This is a genomic window from Streptomyces albireticuli (genome assembly GCF_021228125.1).
GTDB classification, from domain to species: Bacteria; Actinomycetota; Actinomycetes; order Streptomycetales; family Streptomycetaceae; genus Streptomyces; species Streptomyces albireticuli.
Map to the genome: position 1 here is coordinate 178034 of NZ_JAJQQS010000006.1, position 23338 is coordinate 201371.

A 23338-nucleotide genomic window follows, 5' to 3' on the forward strand; every position below is an offset into this window, starting at 1 on the left:
GGTGAGGCTCAGTGTACGGGCGGGGCCTGACGGCAGAATGTGGGCATGACCTCGCACGCGCGCGCACCCAGGTTCACGGTCGGCTTCGATCTCGATCTGACCTTGATCGATTCCGTCCCCGGCATCAGGGCGTCGTACGAGTCGCTCGTCGCCGCCACCGGCACGTACATCGACGTCGACCTGGTGTGCGCCCGGCTGGGCCCGCCGCTGGAACAGGAACTGGCCAACTGGTTCCCCGCGGACGGCGTCGCCGGGGCCATGGAGCTCTACCGCTCGGTCTATCCCACGCTCGGCATCCACACCTCGCCCGCCATGCCGGGCGCGCGGGAGGCCCTCGCGGCGGTGCGGGAGCTCGGCGGCCGGTCGGTCGTCGTCACCGCGAAGTACGAGCGCAACGCCCGGCTCCACCTGGACCACCTCGGGCTCGACGCCGACGCGCTCGTGGGCGACCTGTGGGCGGAGGGCAAGGCGGTGGCGCTGCGCGAGCACGACGCGGCCGTCTACGTCGGGGACCACACCGGTGACGTGCGCGGCGCGCGTAAGGCGGGTGCGCTGTCGGTGGCGGTGGCGACCGGGCCGTGCGACGCGGACGAACTGCGCGCGGCCGGCGCGGACGTGGTCCTCGACGACCTCACGGCCTTCCCCGGCTGGCTGCGCGGCTACCGCGCGGAGACGGTCGGCGCGGCCACCGACTCCCGCGCCTGACGGCGCTGCGCGGCGATCGACCGCAGCACCCCGGCACCCGCGATCAGGAAACCCGCCCCCATCAGCATGCAGACGAAGTACGCTGCGGACGGCAGCGGATCGGCGCCCAGGAACAGCGGGGCGACCGTCGCCAGGGTGGCCACCGCGCCGACGAGGAAGACGATGGCGCCGATGCGTACCAGGAGATCCCCGTCGTGGGGAGTTTCGCTACTCACCTGACCAGGGTAGATCCCAAGGCGTCGGCGTGAAGGCCCCATCGCCGCACGGACGAGGACGTCTTGTCAGCGGGCCCGGGACCATTAGCCTTGGGGGGAGCGGGTCTTGCGACCCGCTGTAGTGCTATCAAGAGCTGTTTTTCCGTTGATTGCAGACGTTTTCCGTATTTCCGACGAGACACGAGGACGAGGACAGACGTGCCTACCGGCAAGGTCAAGTGGTTCAACAGTGAGAAGGGCTTCGGCTTTCTCTCCCGCGACGACGGCGGAGACGTCTTCGTGCACTCCTCGGTGCTCCCGGACGGGGTCGACGCCCTCAAGCCCGGCCAGCGCGTCGAGTTCGGCGTCGTGGCCGGCCAGCGCGGCGACCAGGCACTGACGGTGACGCTGCTCGAACCCGCCCCGTCGGTCGCCGCCGCCCAGCGCCGCAAGCCCGACGAGCTGGCGTCGATCGTCCAGGACCTCACCACGCTCCTGGAGAACGTCACCCAGCAGCTGGAGCGCGGCCGCTACCCCGACAAGGCACACGGCTCCAAGATCGCCGGCATGCTGCGCGCGGTCGCCGACCAGCTCGACGTCTGACCCTCCCCTCCCCGCCCGTCCCTCCGGGGAGCGGGGTCAGGGAAAGGCGAGCGCGTCCGGGCCGAGGGGCGGTACGAGCCCTTCGGCCGCGGCGCGGGTGAGCAGCCCGCGCACCGCCGCGTAGCCGGCCTCGCCCAGCCCGGCCGTGAATTCGTTGACGTACAGCCCGATGTGCTGGTCCGCCACCGCCGGGTCCATCTCCTGCGCGTGCTCCAGCACATACGGCCGCGACGCCCGCGGATCGTCCCAGGCCATCCGCACGGACGTACGCGCCGCCTCCGCCAGCTCCCGCAGCCGCTCCGCGCCCAGCGAGCGCTTCGCGATGATCGCGCCCAGCGGGATCGGCAGCCCGGTCGTGGACTCCCAGTGCTGCCCCATGTCGGCCAGGCAGTGCAGGCCGTAGTTCTGATACGTGAAGCGGGCCTCGTGGATCACCAGGCCGGCGTCCACCTTGCCGTCCCGGACCGCCGGCATGATCTCGTGGAACGGCAGCACGACCACCTCGCCGACCCCGCCCGGCACCTCCGCCGCCGCCCACAGCCGGAAGAGGAGGTACGCCGTCGAGCGCTCGCTCGGCACGGCCACCGTCTTCCCCGCCAGCCCCGCCGCGTCACCGGGCTCCCGGGTCAGCACCAGCGGGCCGCAGCCCCGGCCCAGCGCGCCGCCGCACGGCAGCAGCGCGTACTCCTCCAGCACCCACGGCAGCACCGCGTACGACACCTTGAGCACGTCGAACTCGCCGCGCTCGGCCATCCCGTTGGTGATGTCGATGTCGGCGAAGGTCACGTCGAGGGCGGGCGCGCCGGGGACCCGGCCGTGCGCCCACGCGTCGAAGACGAAGGTGTCGTTCGGGCACGGCGAATACGCGATGCGCAGCGGCTCGCTCATGTTCCGGCCTCGGCTTTCTCCGCGGCGTACGCGGCGAGTGCGGGGGAGACGGCGCGGAAGGCGCCGGTGAGCGCGGTGAGCGCGTCGCCGATCCGCCAGGCGGCGCGGTCGCGCGGGCCGACGGGGTTGGAGACGGCGCGCAGCTCCAGGGCGGGCACCCCGTGCGCCGCGGCGGCCTCGGCCACCCCGAAGCCCTCCATGGCCTCGGCCAGCGCGGCCGGGTGCCGGGTGGCGAGCTCCGCCGCGCGGGCGGCGGAACCGGTCACGGTCGACACGGTCAGCACCGTGCCCCGCCGCGCGCCGGTGGCCTCGGCCACGGCCCGCACCAGCGGCTCCGGCGGCCGGTGCGCCACCGTTCCGAAGCCCAGGTCGGTGACCGGGAGGAAGCCCTCGGGCGTCTCGGCGCCCAGATCCGCCACGACGATCGCGTCGGACACCACCAGGGAGCCCACCGGGGCGCCCTCGACGCCACGGCCGGCGCCCACGAAGCCGCCGCCGATGCCCGCCGAGACCACCAGGCCGTACGGGCTGCCGGCGAGCTCGGCCGCCACCAGCGCGGTCGCCGCGCCCGCGGCCGCCGCGGCGGGCCCGACACCGGCCGCCAGCACGTCCACGACCGGCGGGAACGCGCCCGGCGCGATGGGGACGGCGCGGAGCAGCGCGAAGCCCGGCAGGGGGATCTCCAGCGGCTCCGCGGCGGTGTCCCCGCGGGCGTCACCGGCCGCGCCGCGCACGACGGCGTCGCGCTCGGCGGCCACGGCGGTCACGACGAGTACGCGCATCAGCGGGGCGTCCTTACGGCAGGTGTGACGGTCAGCCCTTGTCCAGCTCGAGCTTGAAGTTCCACACGCCGTCCTTGGTGAGGACGGTGAGGATGGTGGAGTCCTCGACGCGGCGCAGCTGCTGGTTCACGAAGAGCTCGTCGCCGTTGAGGGTGGTGTAGGTCTGCTTGAGCTGGTTGCTCCGCTGGACCGGTCCCATGGGGCCGCTGGTCAGCGCGACCCAGCCCTTGTCGGCGATGTCGGGCTCGACGCCCACGCGGACCTTGTCACCGTGCTTGACCTTGATGGTCTTCGGCGTCTTGTCCTTGGTGCACTCCTCGAGTGCCTTCTCGCCGAGCTCCTTGCCTTCCTCGTAGCAAGCGGCCTCGGTCGTCACCGTGGTGGAGCCCACGGTGACCGTCGCCAGCGGCGTCGGCTTGTCGCAGGCGGAGAGAGCCAGGAGCCCGAAAGTCACGGCCCCGGCGGCGGCAGCGGCACGGCGGCGCTTGCCCCGAAAAAACGCAGCGGTCATGCGGGCAGGCTATCGGGCCCCTCCGCTCAGGCCACGCGCGGGTGCGGCGAGCCGCGCCGGGCCGCCGTCAGCAGCCCCCGTACGGCAGTGGCCGCGCCCAGCGCGAGCACCCCGGCGGCGACCGCCATGCCTAGCACCCCGTGGAGCGGGAGCAGGATCCCGATGGCCCCGCCGACCACCCAGGACATCTGGAGCAATGTCTCCGAACGGGCGAACGCGGACGTCCGGACCTCCTCCGGCACGTCCCGCTGGATCAGCGAGTCCAGCGACTGCTTGCTCAGGGCCTGCGCGATCCCGGCCGTGGCCGCGACGACGACCAGCATGAACGCGCTGAACAGCACCGCGCTGAGCACCGCGACCCCCAGCGTCACCGTCAGCACCAGCGCGATCGTCTTCTCCGGGCCGCGCGAGCGCAGCAGCGCCCCGATCGCCGTGCCCAGGGCGTTGCCGCCGCCCGCCGCCACCGCGACCACGCCCAGCGAGAAGGCCGGGCCCATCCCGCCGAGCGGGTGCACCCGCAGCAGGAACGCCAGGAAGAAGGTGAGGAAGCCCGACAGGACACGGATCGCGCTGTTCGCCTGGAGCGCGTGCAGCACCGAGCTGCCCACGGTGCGCAGACCGGGCCGGGGCTGCCGCTCCTTACGGATCCTGCGTTCCTTGCGGTCCCTCCGGCCCTCCCGGTCCCTCCTGGCCTCCCTGTCCCTCCTGGCCTCCTTGTCCCGGCGGGGCAGCCACCTTCCCTCCGGGGCGCGGAGGTGGTGGTGCCGGGGCTCGCCCGAGACCAGCCGGGCCCGTGCCTCGCCCTTCGCCGAGTCCACCTTGTGCGGGAGCGAGAAGGAGAGGAACGTTCCGAGGGCGAAGACGACGCAAGCCCCGTAAAGCGGATATTCCGGGCCGAAGTGGTGCAGTCCCGCGCCCAGCGGGGCCGCCAGCCCCGTGGCCGCCAGGCCGCCGAGGGTCACCCGGCTGTTCGCCTTCACCAAGGAGATCCGGGGCGGCAGCAGCCGTGGCACCACCGCCGACCGCACCACGCCGTACGCCTTCGACGCGACCAGCACGCCGAGCGCCGCCGGATACAGCTCCAGACCGCCCGTCGCCACCGCGCCCGACATCGTCAGCGCCAGCACCGCCCGGGTGAGCATCGAGCCCGCCATCGCCGCCCGCCGGCCGTGCGGGAGCCGGTCCAGGAGCGGCCCGATCACCGGCGCCAGCAGCGCGAAGGGCGCCATCGTCACCGCCAGGTACAGCGCCACCCGGCCGCGCGCCTGGTCCGTCGGCACGGAGAAGAACACGGTGGACGCCAGTGCGACCGTGATCATCATGTCGCCCGCGGAATTCACCGCGTGCAGCTCGATGAGCTTGCCCAGCCCGGACTCGCCCGCGCCGTGCGCGTGCGTCGCCCTGCGGACGCCCCGCGCCACCCACGCGAAGGGGCTGCGCAGGACGCGGCCGGCGCCCCGGGCCGTACGGCGGAGCGGACCGCCTTCGGCTGACCGGATGGCTCCCACCACGCCATACTGCCCCAACTGGCATCGCGGAGGGCACTTTCGGCGCATCCCCGGGAGCCACGGGTCACCCGCCGGGCCGTCCGCCGCGCGAGATGGCCGGGGGCTCGCCGAAGCCCGGGTATCCCCCGGGTGTCCTCGCGGGGTAGCGTGCGTAGCGCGCCACCGGTGGTCGTTCTTGGCCGCGCTCCGAGTCTCGATCCCGCAGAATGGGAGTGACTAGGTGCGCCCGAGGCCGTTCGGGCGCGGACGTCGACGCGGTCCTCCGGTCCGCTCCGTCCGCCGACCCGGCCGTTCGGCTGGCGCACTCGTGAGACGGCGTGGAAGAGAGAATCGATTCTTGTGAGTGCTGCGATGCGAAGCCGTACCCCGGACCGCCTGTGCGCCGAGGCGGTAGAACTCGCCCGGGCGGCGGCCGAGGACGCCGCGCTGCCGGGCATGGTCGGCGACCACGTGGAGGTCGCCGCCGACGGGGACCGCGTCGTCACCCACTACTTCGCCTGCCTCGACCCCGGCTACCGCGGCTGGCGCTGGGCCGTCACCGTCACCCGCGCCTCCCGCGCCAAGAACGTCACCCTCGACGAGACGGTCCTGCTGCCCGGCGCCGACGCCCTCCTGGCCCCCGAGTGGGTGCCCTGGAGCGAGCGGCTGCGCCCCGGCGACATGGGCCCCGGCGACCTGCTGCCCACCGAGGCCGACGACCTGCGCCTGGAGCCCGGCTGGACGGGTGAGGACGCCCCGCCGCCGAACTCCGCCCTCGCCGAGGAGATGGACCGGCTGGGCGAGGCCGAGGACGCCGACGTCACCGTCGGCTCGCCGGCCGCCCAGGCCGCCCCGCCCGCCCGCGGCTCGATCGCGGCCGTCGCGGAGGAGCTCGGCATGCGCCGCGCCCGGGTCCTCTCGCGCTACGGCCTCTACACCTCCGCCGACCGCTGGGACGAGTCCCACGGCGCGAAGACCCCGATGGCCCAGGCCGCCCCCGCGTCCTGCGTCAGCTGCGGCTTCCTCGTCCGCATCGGCGGCTCCCTCGGCCAGGCCTTCGGCGTCTGCGCCAATGAATTCGGCCCCGCGGACGGGCACGTCGTCTCCCTGTCGTACGGCTGCGGCGGCCACTCCGAGGCCGCGGTCATGCCGAAGCCGCCGCGGCCGTCGGAGCCGGTCATCGACGAGACGCGGGTGGATCCGCTGCCGTTGCGGCCGTCGTCGGCGGGGTCCGTGCCGGTGGAGGCGGACGGGGCGGGGGCTGAGCTCGGGCATTCCTGAGGGGGTGGCTCCGGCGGGGCGGGTGCGTGGGGTGGCCTGCGGGTGCGGTCTGCCGCTGCGCGGGGCCTTTCCCCACCCCGCCCCTTCCCGAATGTCCTCAAGCGCCGGACGGGCTGATTTCAGCCCGTCCGGCGCTTGAGGACACCGCGCGAAGCGCGGAAGGGGGCCCGGGGGCGGAGCCCCCGGTTACGGGAAGGGGCGGGTAGGGGACAAAGCCCCGCGCAGCGGCACCCCTCACCCGCGCGCCGCCACCCGCGCCCCCGCTGTCACCCCCGCCGTGGACAATCGGACCGTGATCCCACAGGCGACAGGAGACAACCACGTGAGCGCCGCCGACCCCTTCCGCACGGAACCCCTGCGGCACGCCGTACTCCAGGCCTGGGCGGCCGCCCCCACCCGCTTCCGGGAGGACGCCAACGCCGAGGAGGACCTCGTCCTCGGCGGCTACCGCGACCGCCTCGTCGTCGAGCTCGCCCAGAACGCCGCGGACGCGGCGTCCCGCGCGGGCGTCCCCGGCCGGCTCCGCCTGACGCTCCGCCACGCCACGCCGGACGGCCCGCCCGTACTGGCCGCCGCCAACACCGGCGCCCCCCTCGACGCCGCCGGCGTCGAGTCCCTGGCCACCCTGCGGGCCTCCGCGAAGCGGGAGGACGACGGCGAAGGCGCTGACGGCGGGAGCGTCGGCCGCTTCGGCGTCGGCTTCTCCGCCGTCCTCGCGGTCAGCGACGAACCAGCCGTGCTGAGCCGCACGGGCGGCGTCCGCTGGTCCCTGACGGAGGCCCGGGAGCTCACGGTCGCCGCGGCCGCCGCCTCGCCGGGGCTCGGCGAGGAGCTCCGCCGCCGCGCCGGACACGTCCCGCTGCTGCGCCTCCCGCTGCCCGCCGAGGGCACGGCTCCGGAGGGCTACGACACCGTGGTCGTCCTCCCGCTGCGCGACGTCGCCGCCGAGGACCTGACCGCCCGTCTGCTCGCCGGGATCGACGACGCGCTGCTGCTGGCCCTGCCGGGCCTCGCCGAGGTCGTCGTCGAAACCCCGGACGGCACCGTAAGAACGCTGACACGCCGCCAGGAGGGCCCGTACGTCCTCATCGACGACACGGCGCGCGCGACCGAGGGGGTGGACGCCGGGATGGGCGCCACGGCCCGCGGCGGCGCCGCGGACACCACCGGCTTCGGGGCGGAAGGGGCGACGCGCGCCGACGTCTCCGGCTTCGGGGCCTACGATGCCCCGCGCGCCGACGCCTCCGGCACCACCGGCCCGGGGGGCTACGGCACCACACACGCTTACGGCACCCCGCGCGCCGACGCGCCCGGTACCACCGGCCTCGGGGCTTACGGCACCGCACGCCCCGACGCCTCCGACCTCGGGGCCCACGACACCCCGCGCGCCGACGCCTCCGGCACCACCGTCCCGGACACCCGCGGCACCACGCCCCCGGCCCCCGCCGCCCCCGGCACCGCCCGATGGCGCGTCATCCGCGCCGGCGGCCCCCTGGACGCCGCGCTGCTCGCCGACCGTCCCGTCGAGGAGCGGCTGCGCCCGGTCTGGTCCCTGACGTGGGCCGTGCCGGTCGGTGAGGACGGCGCGCCCGTACGGCCGGTGACCGCGCCCGTGCTGCACGCCCCGACGCCCACGGACGAGCCGCTGGGCCTCCCCGCCCTCCTCATCGCCACGTTCCCGCTCGAACCCACCCGCCGTCACACCGCCCCCGGCCCGCTCACGGACTTCCTCACCGAGCGCGCCGCCGAGTCGTACGCCACGCTGCTGCGCGACTGGCACCCGGTCTCCACCGGAGTCCTCGACCTCGTACCGCAGCCGCTGGCGCGCGGCGTCGTGGACGCCGAGCTGCGCCGCCGGATCCTGGACCGGCTGCCGCGCGTCGCCTTCCTGCCGAGCGCGGCGACGGCGGACGGCGGCGAGGGCGAACCGCGTCCCGCACGCCCCGCGGCGGGCGGCGCCCGGCGCGGCCTCGGCCACGGCGGCGCGGCGGCCGCTCACGGGAGCGTCCCGAGCTCCCCGGGCGCCGCCCGCCCCTCCGCGGCCCCGCTCGACGCCGACGCCGACTGGGACGACCCCTTCGCCCCCGCCGCCCCCGCCGGCGAGCCCTACGCCCTGCGCCCCCTGGAGGCCGAGCTCGTCGAGGGCGCCGGTGCCGACACCGTCGCCGTCCTCGCCGAACTGTTCCCCGGCCTCCTGCCCGCCGGGCTCGAACGCCGCCCCGAACTCCGCGCGCTCGGCGTCGCCCGCGTCCCGCTCGGCGAGGTCGTCGACCGCCTCGCCGGCGTCACCCGCGACGCGGCCTGGTGGTGGCGGCTCTACGACAGCCTGGCCGGCGTCGACCCCGACCGGCTCACCGGACTGCCCGTCCCGCTCGCCGACGGCCGCACCGCCGTCGGCCCCCGGCAGGTCCTGCTCCCGCTGCCCGACGCCGGTGACTCCGAGCGCCTGACCCGCCTCGGGCTGAAGGTCGCGCACCCCGACGCCGCCCACCCGCTCCTGGAGAGGCTCGGCGCCACCCCCGCCGCGCCCCGCGCCGTCCTGACGACACCTCAGGTGCGGGCCGCCGTCGCCGCGTCCCTCGACGCGGACGAGATCTGGGACGAGGACGCGCTCGACGCCGACGCCCTCGCCGACGTCGTCCTCACCCTCGTCCGCGACGCGAACCTCGTCCCCGGCGACGAGCCGTGGCTCGGCGAGCTCGCCCTCCCCGACGAGGACGGCGAGCTCGCCCCGGCCGGTGAACTCGTCCTGCCCGGCAGCCCGTTCGCCCGCGTCATCCGTCCCGGCGAGCTCGCCGCCTGCGACGCCGCGCTCGCCGAACGCTGGGGCGAGCAGCCGCTGACCGCCGTCGGCGTACTGGCCACCTTCGCCCTCGTCCGCGCCACGGACGTCGTCCTCGACCCGGACGAGCTGGAGCCCCGCGACGGCGACTACGCCGAGCCCGACGACGCCGGCCTCCTCGACGCCGTCGACGTGTGGTGCGAGGACGTCCTCGACGGGCTGCCCGAGACCCCCGTGCCGCCCGTCGCCACCGAGCTCGTGGCCGTACGCGACCTCGACCTGGTCGACGACGACGCGTGGCCCGAGGCCCTCGCCATGCTGGCCCGCCCGCCGCTGCGCGACGCGCTGACCGCGCCCGTCCGCGTCCTGCTCCCGGACGGCACGACGGAGTCCGTGCGTCCGTACACCGCGTGGTGGCTGCGCGGTCACCCCGTCCTCGACGGCCGCCGCCCCGCCGGACTGCGGACCACGGGCGGCGACCCGCTGCTGGCCGGGCTGTACGAGGCGGTGGACGCGGCCGGGCTCGCCGACGACCAGGTGCTGCGTGCGCTGGGCGTACGCACCTCCGCCGCGGCCCTGCTCGACGAGCCCGGCGGCGCGGCGGAGCTCCTCTCCCGGCTCGCCGACCCGCACCGCCCGGTGGGCGAGGCCCAGCTGCACGCCCTGTACGGGGCGCTGGCCGCCCTCGACCCGGACGAGGTGACCCTCCCGGACGAACTGCGCGCCGTCGTCGACGGCGAGGTGCGCGTCGTGGACGCGGCCGACGCGCTGGTCGCCGACGCCCCCGACCTGCTGCCGCTGGCCGCCGGGCACCCCCTGCTCCCGGTGGCCCCGGCCCGGGCCGCGGATCTCGCGGAGCTGCTCCAGGTGCGGCGGGCCGGCGACGTCCTCGCCGTGCGGGTGCCGACCGGTGACGGCGAGGTCCGCGAGGTCCCGGAGGCGGTACGCGTCCTCCTGCCGGGCGCCCCCGCGACATATGTCGAGCACGAGGAACTGGTCGTCGGCGGCGTCGAGCTCTCCTGGCGTCACGACTCCGACGGCGTCCTCCACGCGACGACCCTGGAGGGCGTCGCGGCGGGGCTGGCGTGGGCGGCGGGGGCCTGGGCGCGGCGGTTCGAGGCGGCGGCGCTGCTGGAGGATCCGTCGCGGGCGGAGGAGCTGGCTCGGGCGCGGTGGTTCGACTAGGGGCCGGGTCGGGCCGGGCGGGGTGGGGTGCGGGTGCGGGTGCCGCTGCGCGGGGCCTTGTTCCCCACCCCGCCCCTTCCCGAACCGGGGCTCCGCCCCGGACCCCGGTCCTCAATCGCCGGACGGGCTGAAATGTTGCCCGGAACCGGGCAAATTCAGCCCGGTCGGCGTTTGAGGCCACCGCGCGGAGCGCGGAACCGGGGGCCCGGGGGCGGAGCCCCCGGTTTCGGGAAGGGGCGGGTAGGGGAAAAGCCCCGCGCAGCGGCAACCCGCACCCCACCGCACCCGCACCCGCACCCACCCCACCCACCCCCGGACCTACCCTGGAAACGCACCCCCAGGAGGCCCCCATGACCAGAAAAGTCGCCGACTGCCGCCGATTCCCCAGCGAAACCAACTGCACCCTCACCATCACCGGTGAGGAAGACGAAGTCCTCCAGGCCGCCACCGAGCACGCCGTCTCCGTCCACAAGCACCAGGACAGCCCCGAGCTCCGCGAGCAGATCCGCGAGTTCCTGGAGGACGAGAAGGCCCTGGCCTGAGGGAGACCAGGGACCGGGCCCGAGGGGCGGAACCCCGCGTACGCCAGGAACCCCGCCTACGCCGGAAACCTCCGCCCCACCCACCGCCACGTCCCCTCCAGCACCACCCCCGCCACCGCCGCGATCCCCACCGCCGCCCACGGCATCGTCGTCCCCACCAGCTTCAGCGCGAAGAACCGCTGGAGCCACGGCGTGCCCAGTACCACCAGGAACCCCAGGCCCATCGCCCCGACCAGGACGACGCGCCACCATGTGTACGGGCGGGCGATGATCGCGAGGACCCACATCGAGATCAGGAACAGGGTCAGCGTGGCCGCGCTGGTCTCCGCGTCCAGGGCGCCGGGCCCGGCGTAGTGGTGCCGGGCCAGCAGGTACGCCGCGAAGGTGGCCAGGCCGGCGATCACCCCGGCGGGCATGGAGTAGCGCATCACGCGCCGTACGAAGTGCGGTTTGGCGCGTTCCTTGTTCGGGGCGAGGGCGAGGAAGAAGGCCGGGACGCCGATGGTGAGCGTCGACAGCAGCGTCAGGTGGCGGGGCAGGAACGGATACGGCACCCGGGTGCAGACGACGAGGATCGCCAGCAGCACCGAGTAGACCGTCTTGGTGAGGAAGAGCGTGGCGACACGCGTGATGTTGCCGATGACCCGGCGTCCCTCGGCGACCACCGAGGGCAGCGTGGCGAAGCTGTTGTTCAGCAGGACGATCTGGGCGACGGCCCGGGTCGCCTCGGAGCCCGAGCCCATGGAGACGCCGATGTCCGCGTCCTTGAGGGCGAGGACGTCGTTGACGCCGTCGCCGGTCATCGCGACGGTGTGGCCGCGCGACTGGAGGGCCGCGACCATGTCGCGCTTCTGCTGCGGGGTGACGCGCCCGAACACCGCGCCGCGGTCCAGCACGTCGGCCATGCCGTCCCGCTCGGCGGGCAGCCGGCGCGCGTCCACGGGGGCGTCCGCGCCGGGCAGGCCCAGCTTGGCGGCGACGGCGCCGACGGAGACGGCGTTGTCACCGGAGATCACCTTCGCGGAGACGTTCTGCTCCGCGAAGTAGCGCAGCGTGTCCGCGGCGTCGGAGCGCAGCCGCTGCTCCAGGACGACCAGCGCGGTGGGCCGTACGGCCTCGGTGACGCGCGGGTCGTCGAGCTCGCGCTCGGCGCGGGCGAGGAGCAGGACGCGCATGCCCTGGGCGTTGAGCTCCTCGACGGCGGCCAGGGCGCCGTCGCCGGCCGGCAGCAGCACGTCGGGGGCGCCGAGCAGCCAGTTGCTGCTCTCCGCGTCGGGGCTGTTGAGGGCGGCGCCGCTGTACTTGCGGGCGGAGGAGAACGGCAGGGACTCGGTGCAGCGCCAGCCGGAGCCGTCGGGGTAGGCGTCGATGATGGCCTGGAGGCTGGCGTTGGGGCGCGGGTCGGAGTCGCCCAGGGCGCCGAGGACCTGGCGTACGTACGTCTCGTCCGCGCCGGTGTCCGGCAGGAGCCGCAGCTCGGTGACGTCCATGCCGCCCTCGGTGAGGGTGCCGGTCTTGTCGAGGCAGACGGTGTCGACGCGGGCCAGGCCCTCGATCGCGGGCAGCTCCTGCACCAGGCACTGCTTGCGGCCGAGGCGGATGACGCCGATGGCGAAGGCCACGGACGTCAGCAGCACCAGGCCCTCGGGGACCATCGGCACGATCCCGGCGACCATCCGCCGGACGGCCTCCCTCCAGTCGTCCCGCTCCACGACCAGCTGGCTGATGATCAGACCGATGGCGGTGGGGACCATCATCCACGTCACGTACTTGAGGATCTGGCTGATGCCGGTGCGCAGCTCGGAGTGGACGAGGGTGAAGCGGGACGCCTCCTCGGCGAGCTGGGCGGCGTACGCCTCGCGGCCGACCTTGGTGGCGGTGAAGGCGCCGCCGCCGGCGACGACGAAGGAGCCGGACATCACCTTGTCGCCGGGCCGCTTGAGCACCGGGTCGGCCTCGCCGGTGAGCAGCGACTCGTCGATCTCCAGGCCGTCGGCCTCCAGGACCTCGCCGTCGACGACGCACTTGTCGCCCGGCCCGAGCTCGATGAGGTCGCCGAGGACGATCCCGGCGGTGGGGACGGCGACGGGGGTGCCGTCGCGGCGCACGGTGGGCTTCGCCTCGCCGATGACGGCGAGGGAGTCGAGGGTCTTCTTGGCCCGCAGTTCCTGGACGATGCCGATCGCGGTGTTGGCGACGATCACGAAGCCGAAGAGGCCGTCCTGGAGCGGGCCGACGACCAGGATGATCAGGAAGAGGACGCCGATGATGGCGTTGAAGCGGGTGAAGACGTTCGCCCGGACGATCTCCGTGGTGGAGCGCGAGGAGCGTACGGGAACGTCGTTGACCTCGCCCCGCGCCACCCGCTCGGCGACCTCGGGCGCGGTCAGGCCGGGGTGCGGGGCCGGCGGTACGGATTCATCGGTCGCGGTCTGCGCCGGATCGCTCATGAGTCCGACGGTACGGGCGGTTCGGCAGATCTTCCCGCCGAACCGACCTTTCGGGCCTGGACCGGCCGGCGCCCCCACCACCGGGCGGGGCTACGGCGCGGACGGGCGGACCGGCGACCGGGGCACCGGTCAGTGCGCGGCGGCTTCCGGGGTCTCCCGCTGCGCGGCCGCGTGCCGGCGGATGGCGGCGTCGCGCTTACGGACGTACCAGACGCCGATCAGGCCGAGGCCGGCGCCGGCCAGGCAGGTCCACAGCCACCACAGGCGGTCGTGGTCCTCGAACCAGCCGTAGAAGGGCAGCTGCACCAGGAAGAGGACGAACCAGATGACGGTGCCGCCGGTGATGGTGGCGACGACATTGCCCTCCAGGGGCTCCGGCGCCTCGTGCCTGGGTGTCCACTTCGTCATGCCGCAAGCGTAGTCCGTGGCTTTCGCGAAGCCCCGGCGGGGCGGGGCGGATCCCTTGCCTCCGATCCCTTGCCCCATAGGGGTCTACGCGCGGAGATAGCAATTCACGCCTTGTTTATTCATACTGAATCGAACCGGATCTGACTGGTTGGTTTTGTTTGATCATCCAATCAAGATCCTTTTATTTCGTCTCGCCTTTCCCAGGCCCGTACGACTGAGGTCACGTATGCCCTCCTCGGCCACCTCTCCGGTCGACGCCCAGCAGCCGGCCCCCGTGCCGCCGCCCGGCAACCCCCTCGACCGGTACTTCCGGATCACCGAGCGGGGCTCCAGCGTCGCCCGCGAGCTGCGCGGTGGCCTGGCCACGTTCTTTGCGATGGCGTACATCATCGTGCTGAACCCGATCATCCTCGGGGCCGGTCAGGACAAGTTCGGGCACCAGCTCGACAACGCCCAGCTGGTGACGGCCACCGCCCTGATGGCCGGTCTCACCACCGTCCTGATGGGCGCGATCGGCAATGTGCCGATCGCCTGCGCCGCCGGCCTCGGCATCAACGCCGTCGTCTCCCTCCAGCTCGCGCCCAAGATGAGCTGGCCGGACGCGATGGGCATGGTGGTGCTGGCCGGTCTGGTGCTGATGCTGCTGGTCGCCTCCGGTCTGCGGCAGCGCGTCATGGACGCCATCCCCGGCGGCCTGCGGCGCGCCATCGCGATCGGCATCGGCCTGTTCATCTCGCTGATCGGCCTGGTGGACTCCGGCTTCGTCACCCGTAACCCCGACGCCGCGCACACCACCGTGCCGCTCGGCCTCGGCCAGGGCGGGCAGCTGCACGGCTGGCCGGTGCTGATCTTCGCGATCGGCCTCGCGCTGACCTTCATCCTGGTGGTGCGGAAGACCTCCGGCGCCATCCTCATCGGCATCGTCGTGATGACCTTCGTCGCGATCGTCATCAACACCCTGATCGAGATCCCCGACGGCAATTGGGGCCTGAGCGTCCCGCGGATGCCGGACAGCGTCGTCGGCGCGCCCGACTTCGGCCTCGTCGGTGACATCAGCCTCTTCGGCGGCTTCCACGAGGTGGGCCTGCTGACCGGCTGCCTCTTCGTCTTCACCGTGCTGCTCTCCGGCTTCTTCGACGCGATGGGCACGATCATCGGCGTCGGCGAGGAGGCCGGGCTGACCGACGAGAACGGCCAGCTGCCCAACATGGGCAAGATCCTGATGGTCGACGGCGTCGCCGTCGCGGCCGGCGGCCTCGGCTCCGCCTCCGCGAACACCTGCTTCGTCGAGTCCACGGCCGGTGTCGGCGAGGGCGCCCGTACGGGTCTCGCCAACCTGATGACCGGCGGCCTCTTCCTGCTGGCACTGGTCTTCACCCCGCTGGCCACCGTCGTCCCCTCGCAGGCGGCCACCCCCGCGCTGCTGGTCGTCGGCTTCCTGATCATGGCGGCCAACGTCAAGGAGATCGACTGGAGCGACTTCACGATCGCGGTGCCCGCGTTCCTGACGATCATCTCCATGCCGTTCACCTACTCGATCACCAACGGCATCGGCATCGGCGTCCTCGCCTTCATCCTGCTGCGGATCGCGGACAAGCGGGCGCGGGAGATCCCCTGGCTGCTCAACGTGGTCGGGCTCTGCTTCCTCGTCTACTTCCTGCTGGACCCGATCGAGCAGCTGCTCGGCGTGAAGTAGCGCCGCCGGGGGTGAGGCCGGGGTGCGCGTCGGTATGACGCGGCGATGCGGAAGCCACGCGTCCGCGTACAGTAGATGATCTTCTGGACGCCTCGGGAGGCGGCCGGGCACGGGGCCCGGCCGCCTTCTTTTGTCTCGCTTTATTTAGATCAGGTAATGAGTTAACCTAATGAACATGTCGGACCCGGACACCCAAGACAACACCGCCGCAGTGGACTCCCTGCGCTCCGGTGTCATGCGTCTGTCGCGTCGGCTCAAGCACCAGCGGGTCGACGAGTCGCTCAGCCCGACGGAGATGTCGGTGCTGGGCACCCTTGCCCGCTGCGGCACCGCCACCCCCGGCGAGCTGGCCCGCAAGGAGCACGTGCAGCCCCCGTCGATGACCCGCATCGTCGCCCTGCTCGAGGCCAAGGGCCTGGTCCGGCTGGAGCCGCACCCGGAGGACCGCCGCCAGAAGGTGGTCACCCAGACCGAGCGGGCCGAGGCCATGCTCGAGGAGAGCCGGCGCAAGCGAAACGTCTGGCTCACCGAACTGGTCGGACAGCTCGACGAGGACGAGTGGGCGACGCTCCGCGCCGCCGCGCCCGTGCTGGAGAAGCTCGCTCACCTGTAACACCCACACAAGGAGGAGGCGAACCCACTTTGAGTACGGGACCCGGAGCAGACTCCGCACCCGCACCGAACACCCCCGACGACGACACCCGCACCACCGCCCTCACCAAGAGCCTCACCAAGAGTCTCCCCACGAGCAAGGGCGGCACCTTCAGCTCGCTCCGGATCCGTAACTACCGGCTCTTCGCCACCGGCCAGGTGGTGTCCAACACCGGTACGTGGATGCAGCGCATCGCCCAGGACTGGCTGGTCCTCGGGCTCACCGGCTCCTCCGCGGCCGTGGGCATCACCACGGCCCTCCAGTTCCTGCCCCTGCTGCTGCTCGGGCTCTACGGCGGCGTCATCGCCGACCGCTACCCCAAGCGCCTGCTGCTGCTCGTCACCCAGGTCGCCATGGGGTTCACCGGCCTGGCGCTCGCGGTGCTCACCCTCTCCGGCCATGTCGAGGTCTGGCACGTCTATGTGACCGCCCTCGTCCTCGGCCTCGTCACCGTCGTCGACAACCCCGCCCGCCAGGCGTTCGTCGTCGAGATGGTCGGCCCGGACGACCTGCGCAACGCCGTCAGCCTGAACTCCGCCAACTTCCAGTCCGCCCGGCTCGTCGGCCCCGCCGTCGCCGGTGTCCTCATCACCGCCGTGGGCAGCGGCTGGGCCTTCCTGCTCAACGGCCTGTCCTTCGTCGCGCCCGTCGTCAGCCTGCTGCTGATGCGGGCCTCCGAGCTCCACAAGGTGGACCGGGCGCCCCGCGGCAAGGGACAGCTCCGCGAGGGCCTCCGCTATGTCGCGGGGCGCCCGGACCTCTTCTGGCCCGTCGTCCTCGTAGGCTTCATCGGCACCTTCGGGTTCAACTTCCCGATCTGGCTCACGGCCTACGTCAACGACGTCTTCCACGCCGGCGCCGGTACGTACGGCCTGCTCAACACCCTGATGGCGGCCGGCTCGCTGGTCGGCGCCCTGCTCGCCGCCCGGCGCGGCAACTCCCGGCTGCGGCTGCTGGTCGGGGCCGCGGTGCTGTTCGGCGTCCTGGAGATCACCGCCGCCCTGGCGCCCAGCTTCTGGGTCTTCGCGCTGCTGCTGGCACCGATCGGGATGTGCGGCCTGACGATCAACGTGACCGCCAACTCCAGCCTCCAGATGGCCACGGATCCCGCGATGCGGGGGCGGGTCATGAGCCTGTTCACGATGGTCTTCATGGGCGGCACGCCCATCGGGGCCCCGCTCGTCGGCTATGTCACCGACGCCTACGGCGCGCGCGTCGGCTTCCTCGCCGGCGGCGTCGTCTCCCTGCTGGCCGCGGCGGGCGTCGGGATGGCCCTGGCGCGGGTGGGCGGCCTGCGCCTGAAGATAGACCTGAGGCGCGGCCATACGCATGTGGCGTTCGTCCCCCGGCAGGAGGTGCGGGAGCCGGTGACGGCGGTGACGTCGGCGGCGTGAGCGTCCCGTGACGCGGCTCAAGCGCCGGGCGGGCTGGTGGCAGCCCGTCCGGCGCTTGAGGACATTCGGGAAGGGGCGGGGCGGGGTGGGGAAAACCTCCGCACCCGCCGACCCGCCGACCCGCCGACCCGTGCTCGCCGACCCGCCGACCCGTGCTCGCCGACCCGCCGACCCGTGCTCGCCGACCCGCCCACCCGCCCGTACCCGCGGGGCCCGCCAAACTGAACCCATGCGACTCTTCGCCGCCGTCATCCCGCCCCCGGACGCCGTCGCCGAGCTGGAAGCCGCCCTGGCGCCCCTCCACGGCCTCCCCGGCGCGGCCCACCTCCGCTGGACCGAGTCCACGAGCTGGCACTTCACCCTCGCCTTCCTCGGGGAGGTCGACGAGGCCCTGCTGCCCGGGCTCGAGGAGCGCCTGGCGCGCGCCGCGCACCGGCACCCGCCGCACACGCTGCGGTTCGCCTCGGCGGGCCGGTTCGGCGACAAGATCCTCTGGGTCGGTGCCGAGGGCGAGCTGACCACCCTGCGCGACCTCGCCCGCTCCACCGCCGCCGGCGCCCGCCGGGCCGGTGTCGAGGTGGACGGGAAGCACCCCTTCCGCGCCCACCTCACCCTGGCCCGCGCGGCGGGCCCGGTGCACCTGGGCCCGTACGCGGAGCACCTCGCGGACTTCACCGGCGCGCCCTGGACCGCCGACCGGCTCGCGCTCGTCCGCAGCGCCCTCCCGGCCTCCGGCGTGCCCGGCGAGCGCCCCCGCTATACGACGGTGGCCTCCTGGGGACTGGGTCGCTGAGCCCGGAGGCCGGGCGGTTACGCTCAAGGGGTGGACCCCAAGACCAGGAACCGGATCATGACCGGTGTGCTCGCCGTGATGCTCGTCGTCGTCGCCGTGGTGTCGGCCGTGAAGTGACGCGAGGGGCGGTCCGGCCGCGCGGCGGCGAGCACGCGGCCGCACCGCGACCGGGCGGCCCGGCGGCCGGCGGGCCCCGGGGACGGCCCGGCCCCGGCCGGCGCGTGAGACCCGCCCAAGCGACCCGGACGCGATCCCGCCACCGGGCGGATCCGGCCCGGCCACCGGGCGAGGCGGTCCCGGGCGTCGCGTGAGGCGCGCCCCGGGTGGAGGGCGTAGTTCCCGCCACCCGGACGGACCACCCGGTCCTTGCCACGGGACTCCCCGGCGGCTACGGGACTCCCCGGTGGCTACGGGACTCCCCGGCCCGGCTACGGGACTCCCCGGTGGCTACGGGACTCCCCGGCCCGGCTACGGGACTCCCCGGTGGCTACGGGACTCCCCGGCCCGGCCACGGGATTCCCCGGCCCGGCCACCGGACACCCTGGCCCAGCCACCGGACACCCCGCCGCCGGGCGAACCGGCGCCCGGCGCGAGCCCGCCCGCTACCAGGCGAACGCCTCCGGCGACGGCCCCGGCCCCGGGAAGATGCCGTCCAGTTCGGTCAGCAGTTCCTCCGTCAGCTTCAGCTCGACGGCGCGCAGCGCCGAGGACAGCTGCTCCCCGGTGCGCGGCCCGACGATCGGGCCGGTGACGCCCGGCCGGGTCAGCAGCCAGGCCAGCGCCACCTCGCCGGGCTCCAGCCCGTGCTTGTCGAGCAGGTCCTCGTACGCCTGGACCTGCTCCCGCACCTTGGTGTTCGCGAGCGCCTCGGCCGACCGGCCGGACGCGCCGCCGCCCTCCCGCTCCTTGCGGATGACTCCGCCGAGCAGCCCGCCGTGCAGCGGCGACCAGGGGATGACCCCCAGCCCGTACGCCTCGGCGGCCGGGACGACCTCCATCTCGGCCCGCCGCTCGGCGAGGTTGTACAGGCACTGCTCGCTGACCAGCCCGAGCGAGCCGCGCCGCCGGGCGGCCTCGTTGGCCTGCGCGATGTGCCAGCCGGCGTGGTTGGAGGAGCCCGCGTAGAGGATCTTGCCCTGCTGGACGAGGACGTCGATCGCCTGCCAGATCTCCTCCCACGGCGTGGTCCGGTCGACGTGGTGGAACTGGTAGAGGTCGATATGGTCGGTGCGCAGCCGCTGGAGGCTGGCGTCGACAGCGCGCCGGATGTTCGCGGCGGACAGGCGGTCGTGGTTCGGCCAGTCCGCGCCGTCCGGGCCCATGTTCCCGAACACCTTGGTGGCGAGGACGACCTTCTCGCGCCGCCCGCCGCCGCGCGCGAGCCAGCTGCCGATGATCTCCTCGGTGCGGCCCTTGTTCTCGCCCCAGCCGTAGACGTTCGCGGTGTCGAAGAAGTTGACGCCCGCGTCGAGCGCGGTGTCCATGATGGCGTGGCTGTCGGCCTCGTCCGTCTGAGGCCCGAAGTTCATCGTGCCGAGCACGATCCGGCTGACCTTGAGACCTGTGCGTCCGAGCTGCGTGTACTCCATAGCCGCTTAGCCAACGCCTTGGAGTGCGCTTGAGGCAAGGGTGGCCGCCCGCGACGGCGCGTCGGGGGGCGCGAGGGGCGCGCGCCGGGGCTCGGAGGGGCTCGGAGGCTGTGGGAGGGCCCGTGGGTGGGCCCGCGGTCAGCCGCGTACGACGGGTCCGTACGGACCGGCGACGTCCCACGCCTGGTGCATCGCGTCGGCGAAGGCGGCGGCCAGGCGGTGCTCGCCCTCGGCGTTGGGGTGGGTGCCGTCGTATGTGTCGCGGTCGATGTCCCAGCCCTCGGGCGGGGAGGCGAGCAGCAGCGGCGAGGACGCGGAGCCGAGCTCGGCGACGGCCTTGGCCAGCAGTTCGTTGAAGCGCTCGCACTGGGCGGCGAAGGGCGGGTCGTTGAGCGCCCGTACGTTGTGGATCACGGGCAGCAGCACGGCCCGGACGCGGGGGTTGGCCTCGCGGGCGGCGGCGAGGAAGCGGTGGACGTTCTCGGCGGTCTGCTCGGCGTCGGTGTAGAAGCCGAGGTCGATCAGGCCGAGGGAGATCAGCAGGGTGTCGGCCTTGCCCGCCCGCACCGCGTCCCCGATCAGCGGTGCCATGTGCAGCCAGCCCTCGCCCCAGCCGGCCAGGTGCGCCTGGGCGCGGGCCGGGAAGCCGGGATCCCCGTAGGCGAGCGAACCGGGCGCGTCGGCCGAGGGGTCGTACAGCTCGGTGCGCGGCCCGACGATCTTGTAGGGGCCGCCGTAGGAGGCGTTGAGGTGCTGCCACATGCGGTAACGCCATGTGTAGTCACCGGCGCTACCGATGGTCATCGAGTCGCCGACGAACATGATCCGCATACGGTCAGGCTATCGGCCTTACGGAGCGTTGTGCGGCCCGGCCGCCTGGAGGACGGACAGGACGTTCCCGGCGGGGTCCGTGAACCAGGCGATGGGCGGCCCCGCCTCCCGGAAGATCCCCTTTTCGTCCTGCTCGAACTGCTCGTACCGTTCGAAGCGGACCCCGCGCGAGGTGAGCTCGTCGACCGCGCGCTCGACGTCCTCCACGGGGAAGTTGAGGACGGTGAAGCCCGCGGGGGTGTGGTCGGGCTTGGAGTAGACGAGGATCTCGGTGCCGCCGGCGATGTGGAGGGTCAGGAGCCCGAACTCCTCGGTGACGCGGAGGCCGAGCGTCCGGTGGTAGAAGTCCTTGGCGCGCTCGATGTCGTCCACGGCGAAGCCGCTGAACGCCTTGGTGTTCGTGAACATGGTGTGGCTTCCTTCCTCGTGCTCCGCGGTGGTACGAGCGTCACCTGGCCGGGCACGAGAGGCAGCGTGTGTTCCGTGTGCCGGGTGCGTCAGGTGTGCTCGATGGGGCGAAAGTTGCTGGTCGGAGGCCCGGTTCGGCCGGGGGAACCGGGTTTGGGCCTCTTGGATGCGCTCACCCGTACGAGTGACCCCGTCCGGGTTTCGACGGGGAGCCGACGGGAGCACGTTCCTGAGCGGACGGTGTGTTCCGTCCCGCCCGCCGGGAACCCTCCGGACTCCGGAAGCCGAAGGAGAAGGACTGACCCATGATCTCGAAGTTATCGACGACGACCACCGCCGCGCGCCGCGCCACCGCCCGCCGTGCCACCGCCGCGCGCCGTGCCACCACCCGCCGGGTACTCACCGGTGCGGCCGCGGCCGGTGTCCTCGCGCTCACGCTCACCCCGGCGGGCCCGGGCGCGGCCGCGGTGGGAGGGCCGGGCGGGCCGGGAGGGGCTGAAAGGGAGGTGACGGGCGCGGGCGGCGGCAAGGCCGCCGTCGTCCTGCGCTGCCACGGCTCCCTCCGCATGGACGTCAGGCCCGACGGCGGTGCCTCGGGGGTGGGCCGGCTGACCTGCGACGCGCCCAGCCGCTCGCGGATCGAATCCGCGACCCTCACGATGAAGGGCCGGGCGACGGGCGGCAGTGGGCCGGACGTGGTGACCACGACGGACGATCACGTCGTCTACAACACGAACGAGGTCTCCGACCTCAAGGCGGACAGGACCTTCACCCGCGTCGACCCCGGCCGCACCGAGGCACGGCAGGCGGGCACGGGCACGGTCGTCCGCAACCTGTTCTCCCCGGCCCGGCAGGAGGGGAGCGGCAGCGGCCGGGTCTTCGTGGGCATCGCCGCGACGTCGTGGTTCATCGACGACGTGTCGTTCACGCTGGACCGGTGAGGGGCGTGAGGGGCGTGAGGGGCGCGATGCGCCGGACGGGTGACGCGCGGCGTGAGACGTGTCCGGCGTGCGGCGTGTGAGGTTTCCGGTGCGTCCGGCTGTCCGGCTGTCCGGCTGTCCGGCTGTCCGGCTGCCCGGCTGTCCGGCTGTCCGGCTGTCCGGCTGTCCGGCGCGCTGGACGGGTGAGGTCTTCGCCCTCCCTGAGGCGCTGGACCGCTGACGTGCGCGGCGCCCCGCCCCGCCCTGTCACGGCACGTCTCGCCTCGCGCCGCACGGTCAGGGCCGCTCCCGGCTCCCGCCCGCCCGGTCTCCGCTCGGGACGACCATGAGCCGGTGGTAGTAGCCGGGTGAGTGCGACTCGCCGATCGGCAGACCCGCCACCTCCACCCACGCGTGGGCGCGGAACGGTCCCGTACGCACCCCCGTGCACCAGTCGGGCCAGACCCCGCGCATCCGGCACAGGAGTGCCGTCGCTATGGAGCGCTGGAGGCAGCCCTCGCCCGCGCACCGGGTGCTCAGGGCGACGACCGCGCGCCGGGCGGCCAGGGCCTCCTCCGCGGTGGCGGGGGAGGCGCCGCGCCGGGCCAGCGTCAGGGCGCGGCGGATGCGGCGGGGCGGCAGCAGGACGAGCAGCCGGGCGGCGCCGACGGCCAGCAGGGCCGCCGGGCGGCGGCGGAGCGGCAGGGTCTCCCGGGCTTCCGGGACCGTCGGCCGGCTCACGCCGTCACCACCAGGCGGGCCTCGGACAGGGAGTTGATGAGCGCGGCCACGTCGCCGTTCGTCCGCTCCGTCGTCAGGCCCGGGTAGCGCTCGGCGAGGGAGTGCGCGACCTCCCGCGGGGTGGCGCCGTCGAGCAGGGCGCGCAGTACGGTCGCTCCCGTGCCGTTCAGCTGCCAGTAGCGGCCGGCGACTTCGTCGAGCAGCACCATTCCGTCCTCGGTGTCCGCGGCGGACACGTCGGGGTGCAGGCTGAGCACACTCATGGGACCCCTCTCAGGCGTTCTCCGCCGCGTCGGCCGTCGGCCGGCCTCGGGTGAGCTCCGAGAACTCGCCGAGCTCTTCGAGTGCGGGGGGCTCGTAGGTCTCCTGAGGGTCCATGGCGGTTCCCTTCGCGGGTGCGGCTTCGGCTGCGCGTTGCGTCGAGGCTGTCCGTGGTGGGGGCGGGTTACGCGGGGTGGGGGATCCGGCCACCCGAAGGAGTGGCGGGTTTTGTTCC

23 protein-coding genes are annotated in these 23338 nt (G+C 73.8%); 10 read left to right on the forward strand and 13 right to left on the reverse strand.

Annotated features, from left to right (window positions below):
• Positions 1-45 precede the first annotated feature (45 nt).
• Entirely contained in the window at positions 46-705 is a 660-nt protein-coding gene (locus LUZ64_RS13770; protein WP_095580467.1) for an HAD family hydrolase, read from the forward strand.
• Here the strand turns inward: LUZ64_RS13770 and LUZ64_RS13775 are convergent.
• Positions 660-920 (reverse strand): hypothetical protein, encoded by a 261-nt coding sequence (locus LUZ64_RS13775; protein WP_211304972.1) that lies wholly within the window; start codon positions 918-920, stop codon positions 660-662. The genes LUZ64_RS13770 and LUZ64_RS13775 overlap by 46 nt on opposite strands.
• Positions 921-1118: 198 nt before the next feature.
• Between LUZ64_RS13775 and LUZ64_RS37500 the strand changes: the two genes are divergently transcribed.
• Positions 1119-1502 carry a cold-shock protein gene (locus tag LUZ64_RS37500; RefSeq protein WP_087926757.1) on the forward strand — a complete coding sequence of 128 codons (384 nt, stop codon included), beginning with the start codon at positions 1119-1121 and terminating at the stop codon, positions 1500-1502.
• A gap of 36 nt (positions 1503-1538) precedes the next feature.
• On the opposite strand, the gene LUZ64_RS13785 is transcribed toward LUZ64_RS37500, so the two are convergent.
• The 4 genes from LUZ64_RS13785 to LUZ64_RS13800 are packed head-to-tail and all read right to left on the reverse strand — an operon-like array spanning position 1539 to position 5191.
• Positions 1539-2390 carry a 1,4-dihydroxy-6-naphtoate synthase gene (locus LUZ64_RS13785; RefSeq protein WP_095580471.1) on the reverse strand — a complete coding sequence of 284 codons (852 nt, stop codon included), beginning with the start codon at positions 2388-2390 and terminating at the stop codon, positions 1539-1541.
• Positions 2387-3172 carry a futalosine hydrolase gene (locus tag LUZ64_RS13790; RefSeq protein ID WP_095580473.1) on the reverse strand — a complete coding sequence of 262 codons (786 nt, stop codon included), beginning with the start codon at positions 3170-3172 and terminating at the stop codon, positions 2387-2389. The genes LUZ64_RS13785 and LUZ64_RS13790 overlap by 4 nt, the downstream gene beginning before the upstream one ends.
• A 31-nt stretch (positions 3173-3203) precedes the next feature.
• Positions 3204-3683, reverse strand: coding sequence for a DUF2771 domain-containing protein (locus LUZ64_RS13795; protein WP_143593068.1), 480 nt, complete (start codon positions 3681-3683; stop codon positions 3204-3206).
• Positions 3684-3709: 26 nt separating this feature from the next.
• Positions 3710-5191 carry an MFS transporter gene (locus tag LUZ64_RS13800; protein ID WP_095580479.1) on the reverse strand — a complete coding sequence of 494 codons (1482 nt, stop codon included), beginning with the start codon at positions 5189-5191 and terminating at the stop codon, positions 3710-3712.
• Between the two features lie 351 nt (positions 5192-5542).
• Between LUZ64_RS13800 and LUZ64_RS13805 the strand changes: the two genes are divergently transcribed.
• The 3 genes from LUZ64_RS13805 to LUZ64_RS13815 all read left to right on the forward strand — a co-directional run bounded on the left by LUZ64_RS13805 (position 5543) and on the right by LUZ64_RS13815 (position 10960).
• Positions 5543-6451, forward strand: coding sequence for a DUF3027 domain-containing protein (locus LUZ64_RS13805; RefSeq protein WP_095580477.1), 909 nt, complete (start codon positions 5543-5545; stop codon positions 6449-6451).
• A gap of 322 nt (positions 6452-6773) precedes the next feature.
• Positions 6774-10418, forward strand: coding sequence for a sacsin N-terminal ATP-binding-like domain-containing protein (locus tag LUZ64_RS13810; RefSeq protein ID WP_232390034.1), 3645 nt, complete (start codon positions 6774-6776; stop codon positions 10416-10418).
• A gap of 350 nt (positions 10419-10768) precedes the next feature.
• Positions 10769-10960: a DUF1059 domain-containing protein gene (locus LUZ64_RS13815; protein ID WP_232390035.1), complete on the forward strand. Its 192-nt coding sequence runs from the start codon at positions 10769-10771 to the stop codon at positions 10958-10960.
• Between the two features lie 56 nt (positions 10961-11016).
• Here the strand turns inward: LUZ64_RS13815 and LUZ64_RS13820 are convergent, their stop codons facing one another.
• Positions 11017-13410, reverse strand: coding sequence for an HAD-IC family P-type ATPase (locus LUZ64_RS13820; RefSeq protein WP_232390036.1), 2394 nt, complete (start codon positions 13408-13410; stop codon positions 11017-11019).
• Positions 13411-13539: 129 nt separating this feature from the next.
• Positions 13540-13818: a DUF2530 domain-containing protein gene (locus LUZ64_RS13825; protein ID WP_095580690.1), complete on the reverse strand. Its 279-nt coding sequence runs from the start codon at positions 13816-13818 to the stop codon at positions 13540-13542.
• Between the two features lie 226 nt (positions 13819-14044).
• On the opposite strand from LUZ64_RS13825, the gene LUZ64_RS13830 reads away from it, so the two are divergent.
• The 4 genes from LUZ64_RS13830 (at position 14045) to thpR (ending at position 18353) form a co-directional block, all read left to right on the forward strand.
• Positions 14045-15514, forward strand: coding sequence for an NCS2 family permease (locus tag LUZ64_RS13830; RefSeq protein ID WP_095580688.1), 1470 nt, complete (start codon positions 14045-14047; stop codon positions 15512-15514).
• A gap of 175 nt (positions 15515-15689) precedes the next feature.
• Complete coding sequence (locus LUZ64_RS13835; protein ID WP_095580694.1) at positions 15690-16127, forward strand: MarR family winged helix-turn-helix transcriptional regulator; 438 nt, start codon at positions 15690-15692, stop codon at positions 16125-16127.
• Between the two features lie 29 nt (positions 16128-16156).
• Positions 16157-17560, forward strand: a complete 1404-nt coding sequence (locus LUZ64_RS13840) for an MFS transporter (RefSeq protein ID WP_095580686.1) — start codon at positions 16157-16159, stop codon at positions 17558-17560.
• Between the two features lie 229 nt (positions 17561-17789).
• Positions 17790-18353, forward strand: coding sequence for an RNA 2',3'-cyclic phosphodiesterase (gene thpR / locus LUZ64_RS13845; RefSeq protein WP_095579183.1), 564 nt, complete (start codon positions 17790-17792; stop codon positions 18351-18353).
• Positions 18354-18955: 602 nt separating this feature from the next.
• On the opposite strand, the gene LUZ64_RS13850 is transcribed toward thpR, so the two are convergent.
• The 3 genes from LUZ64_RS13850 to LUZ64_RS13860 form a co-directional block, all read right to left on the reverse strand.
• Positions 18956-19942, reverse strand: a complete 987-nt coding sequence (locus tag LUZ64_RS13850; RefSeq protein WP_095579182.1) for an aldo/keto reductase — start codon at positions 19940-19942, stop codon at positions 18956-18958.
• 138 nt (positions 19943-20080) lie between these two features.
• Entirely contained in the window at positions 20081-20773 is a 693-nt protein-coding gene (locus tag LUZ64_RS13855) for a GDSL-type esterase/lipase family protein (protein ID WP_095579181.1), read from the reverse strand.
• A gap of 18 nt (positions 20774-20791) precedes the next feature.
• Positions 20792-21181, reverse strand: coding sequence for a VOC family protein (locus LUZ64_RS13860; protein WP_095579180.1), 390 nt, complete (start codon positions 21179-21181; stop codon positions 20792-20794).
• A gap of 305 nt (positions 21182-21486) precedes the next feature.
• On the opposite strand from LUZ64_RS13860, the gene LUZ64_RS13865 reads away from it, so the two are divergent.
• Positions 21487-22122 (forward strand): hypothetical protein, encoded by a 636-nt coding sequence (locus LUZ64_RS13865; protein WP_095579179.1) that lies wholly within the window; start codon positions 21487-21489, stop codon positions 22120-22122.
• Between the two features lie 276 nt (positions 22123-22398).
• Here LUZ64_RS13865 and LUZ64_RS13870 read toward each other — a convergent pair whose 3' ends face one another.
• From LUZ64_RS13870 to LUZ64_RS13880, 3 genes are read right to left on the reverse strand one after another with little or no spacing between them, the layout of a single operon-like run.
• Positions 22399-22842 (reverse strand): lasso peptide biosynthesis B2 protein, encoded by a 444-nt coding sequence (locus LUZ64_RS13870; protein ID WP_095579178.1) that lies wholly within the window; start codon positions 22840-22842, stop codon positions 22399-22401.
• Positions 22839-23105: a lasso peptide biosynthesis PqqD family chaperone gene (locus LUZ64_RS13875; RefSeq protein ID WP_095579177.1), complete on the reverse strand. Its 267-nt coding sequence runs from the start codon at positions 23103-23105 to the stop codon at positions 22839-22841. Before LUZ64_RS13875 ends, LUZ64_RS13870 begins: the two co-directional genes overlap by 4 nt.
• Before the next feature lie 10 nt (positions 23106-23115).
• Entirely contained in the window at positions 23116-23220 is a 105-nt protein-coding gene (locus LUZ64_RS13880) for a lasso RiPP family leader peptide-containing protein (protein ID WP_107426567.1), read from the reverse strand.
• Positions 23221-23338: the final 118 nt, after the last annotated feature.

Excerpts from the sequence above, each read along its gene's own strand:
- LUZ64_RS13880 (WP_107426567.1), bottom strand. The coding sequence starts at position 23,220 with ATGGACCCTCAGGAGACCTACGAGCCCCCCGCACTCGAAGAGCTCGGC.
- LUZ64_RS13860 (WP_095579180.1), bottom strand. The coding sequence starts at position 21,181 with ATGTTCACGAACACCAAGGCGTTCAGCGGCTTCGCCGTGGACGACATC.
- LUZ64_RS13830 (WP_095580688.1), top strand. The coding sequence starts at position 14,045 with ATGCCCTCCTCGGCCACCTCTCCGGTCGACGCCCAGCAGCCGGCCCCC.
- LUZ64_RS13875 (WP_095579177.1), bottom strand. The coding sequence starts at position 23,105 with ATGAGTGTGCTCAGCCTGCACCCCGACGTGTCCGCCGCGGACACCGAG.
- LUZ64_RS13795 (WP_143593068.1), bottom strand. The coding sequence starts at position 3,683 with ATGACCGCTGCGTTTTTTCGGGGCAAGCGCCGCCGTGCCGCTGCCGCC.
- LUZ64_RS13835 (WP_095580694.1), top strand. The coding sequence starts at position 15,690 with ATGTCGGACCCGGACACCCAAGACAACACCGCCGCAGTGGACTCCCTG.
- LUZ64_RS13850 (WP_095579182.1), bottom strand. The coding sequence starts at position 19,942 with ATGGAGTACACGCAGCTCGGACGCACAGGTCTCAAGGTCAGCCGGATC.
- LUZ64_RS13820 (WP_232390036.1), bottom strand. The coding sequence starts at position 13,410 with ATGAGCGATCCGGCGCAGACCGCGACCGATGAATCCGTACCGCCGGCC.
- LUZ64_RS13825 (WP_095580690.1), bottom strand. The coding sequence starts at position 13,818 with ATGACGAAGTGGACACCCAGGCACGAGGCGCCGGAGCCCCTGGAGGGC.
- LUZ64_RS13770 (WP_095580467.1), top strand. The coding sequence starts at position 46 with ATGACCTCGCACGCGCGCGCACCCAGGTTCACGGTCGGCTTCGATCTC.
- thpR (WP_095579183.1), top strand. The coding sequence starts at position 17,790 with ATGCGACTCTTCGCCGCCGTCATCCCGCCCCCGGACGCCGTCGCCGAG.
- LUZ64_RS13785 (WP_095580471.1), bottom strand. The coding sequence starts at position 2,390 with ATGAGCGAGCCGCTGCGCATCGCGTATTCGCCGTGCCCGAACGACACC.
- LUZ64_RS13805 (WP_095580477.1), top strand. The coding sequence starts at position 5,543 with ATGCGAAGCCGTACCCCGGACCGCCTGTGCGCCGAGGCGGTAGAACTC.
- LUZ64_RS13815 (WP_232390035.1), top strand. The coding sequence starts at position 10,769 with ATGACCAGAAAAGTCGCCGACTGCCGCCGATTCCCCAGCGAAACCAAC.
- LUZ64_RS13855 (WP_095579181.1), bottom strand. The coding sequence starts at position 20,773 with ATGCGGATCATGTTCGTCGGCGACTCGATGACCATCGGTAGCGCCGGT.
- LUZ64_RS13865 (WP_095579179.1), top strand. The coding sequence starts at position 21,487 with ATGATCTCGAAGTTATCGACGACGACCACCGCCGCGCGCCGCGCCACC.
- LUZ64_RS13790 (WP_095580473.1), bottom strand. The coding sequence starts at position 3,172 with ATGCGCGTACTCGTCGTGACCGCCGTGGCCGCCGAGCGCGACGCCGTC.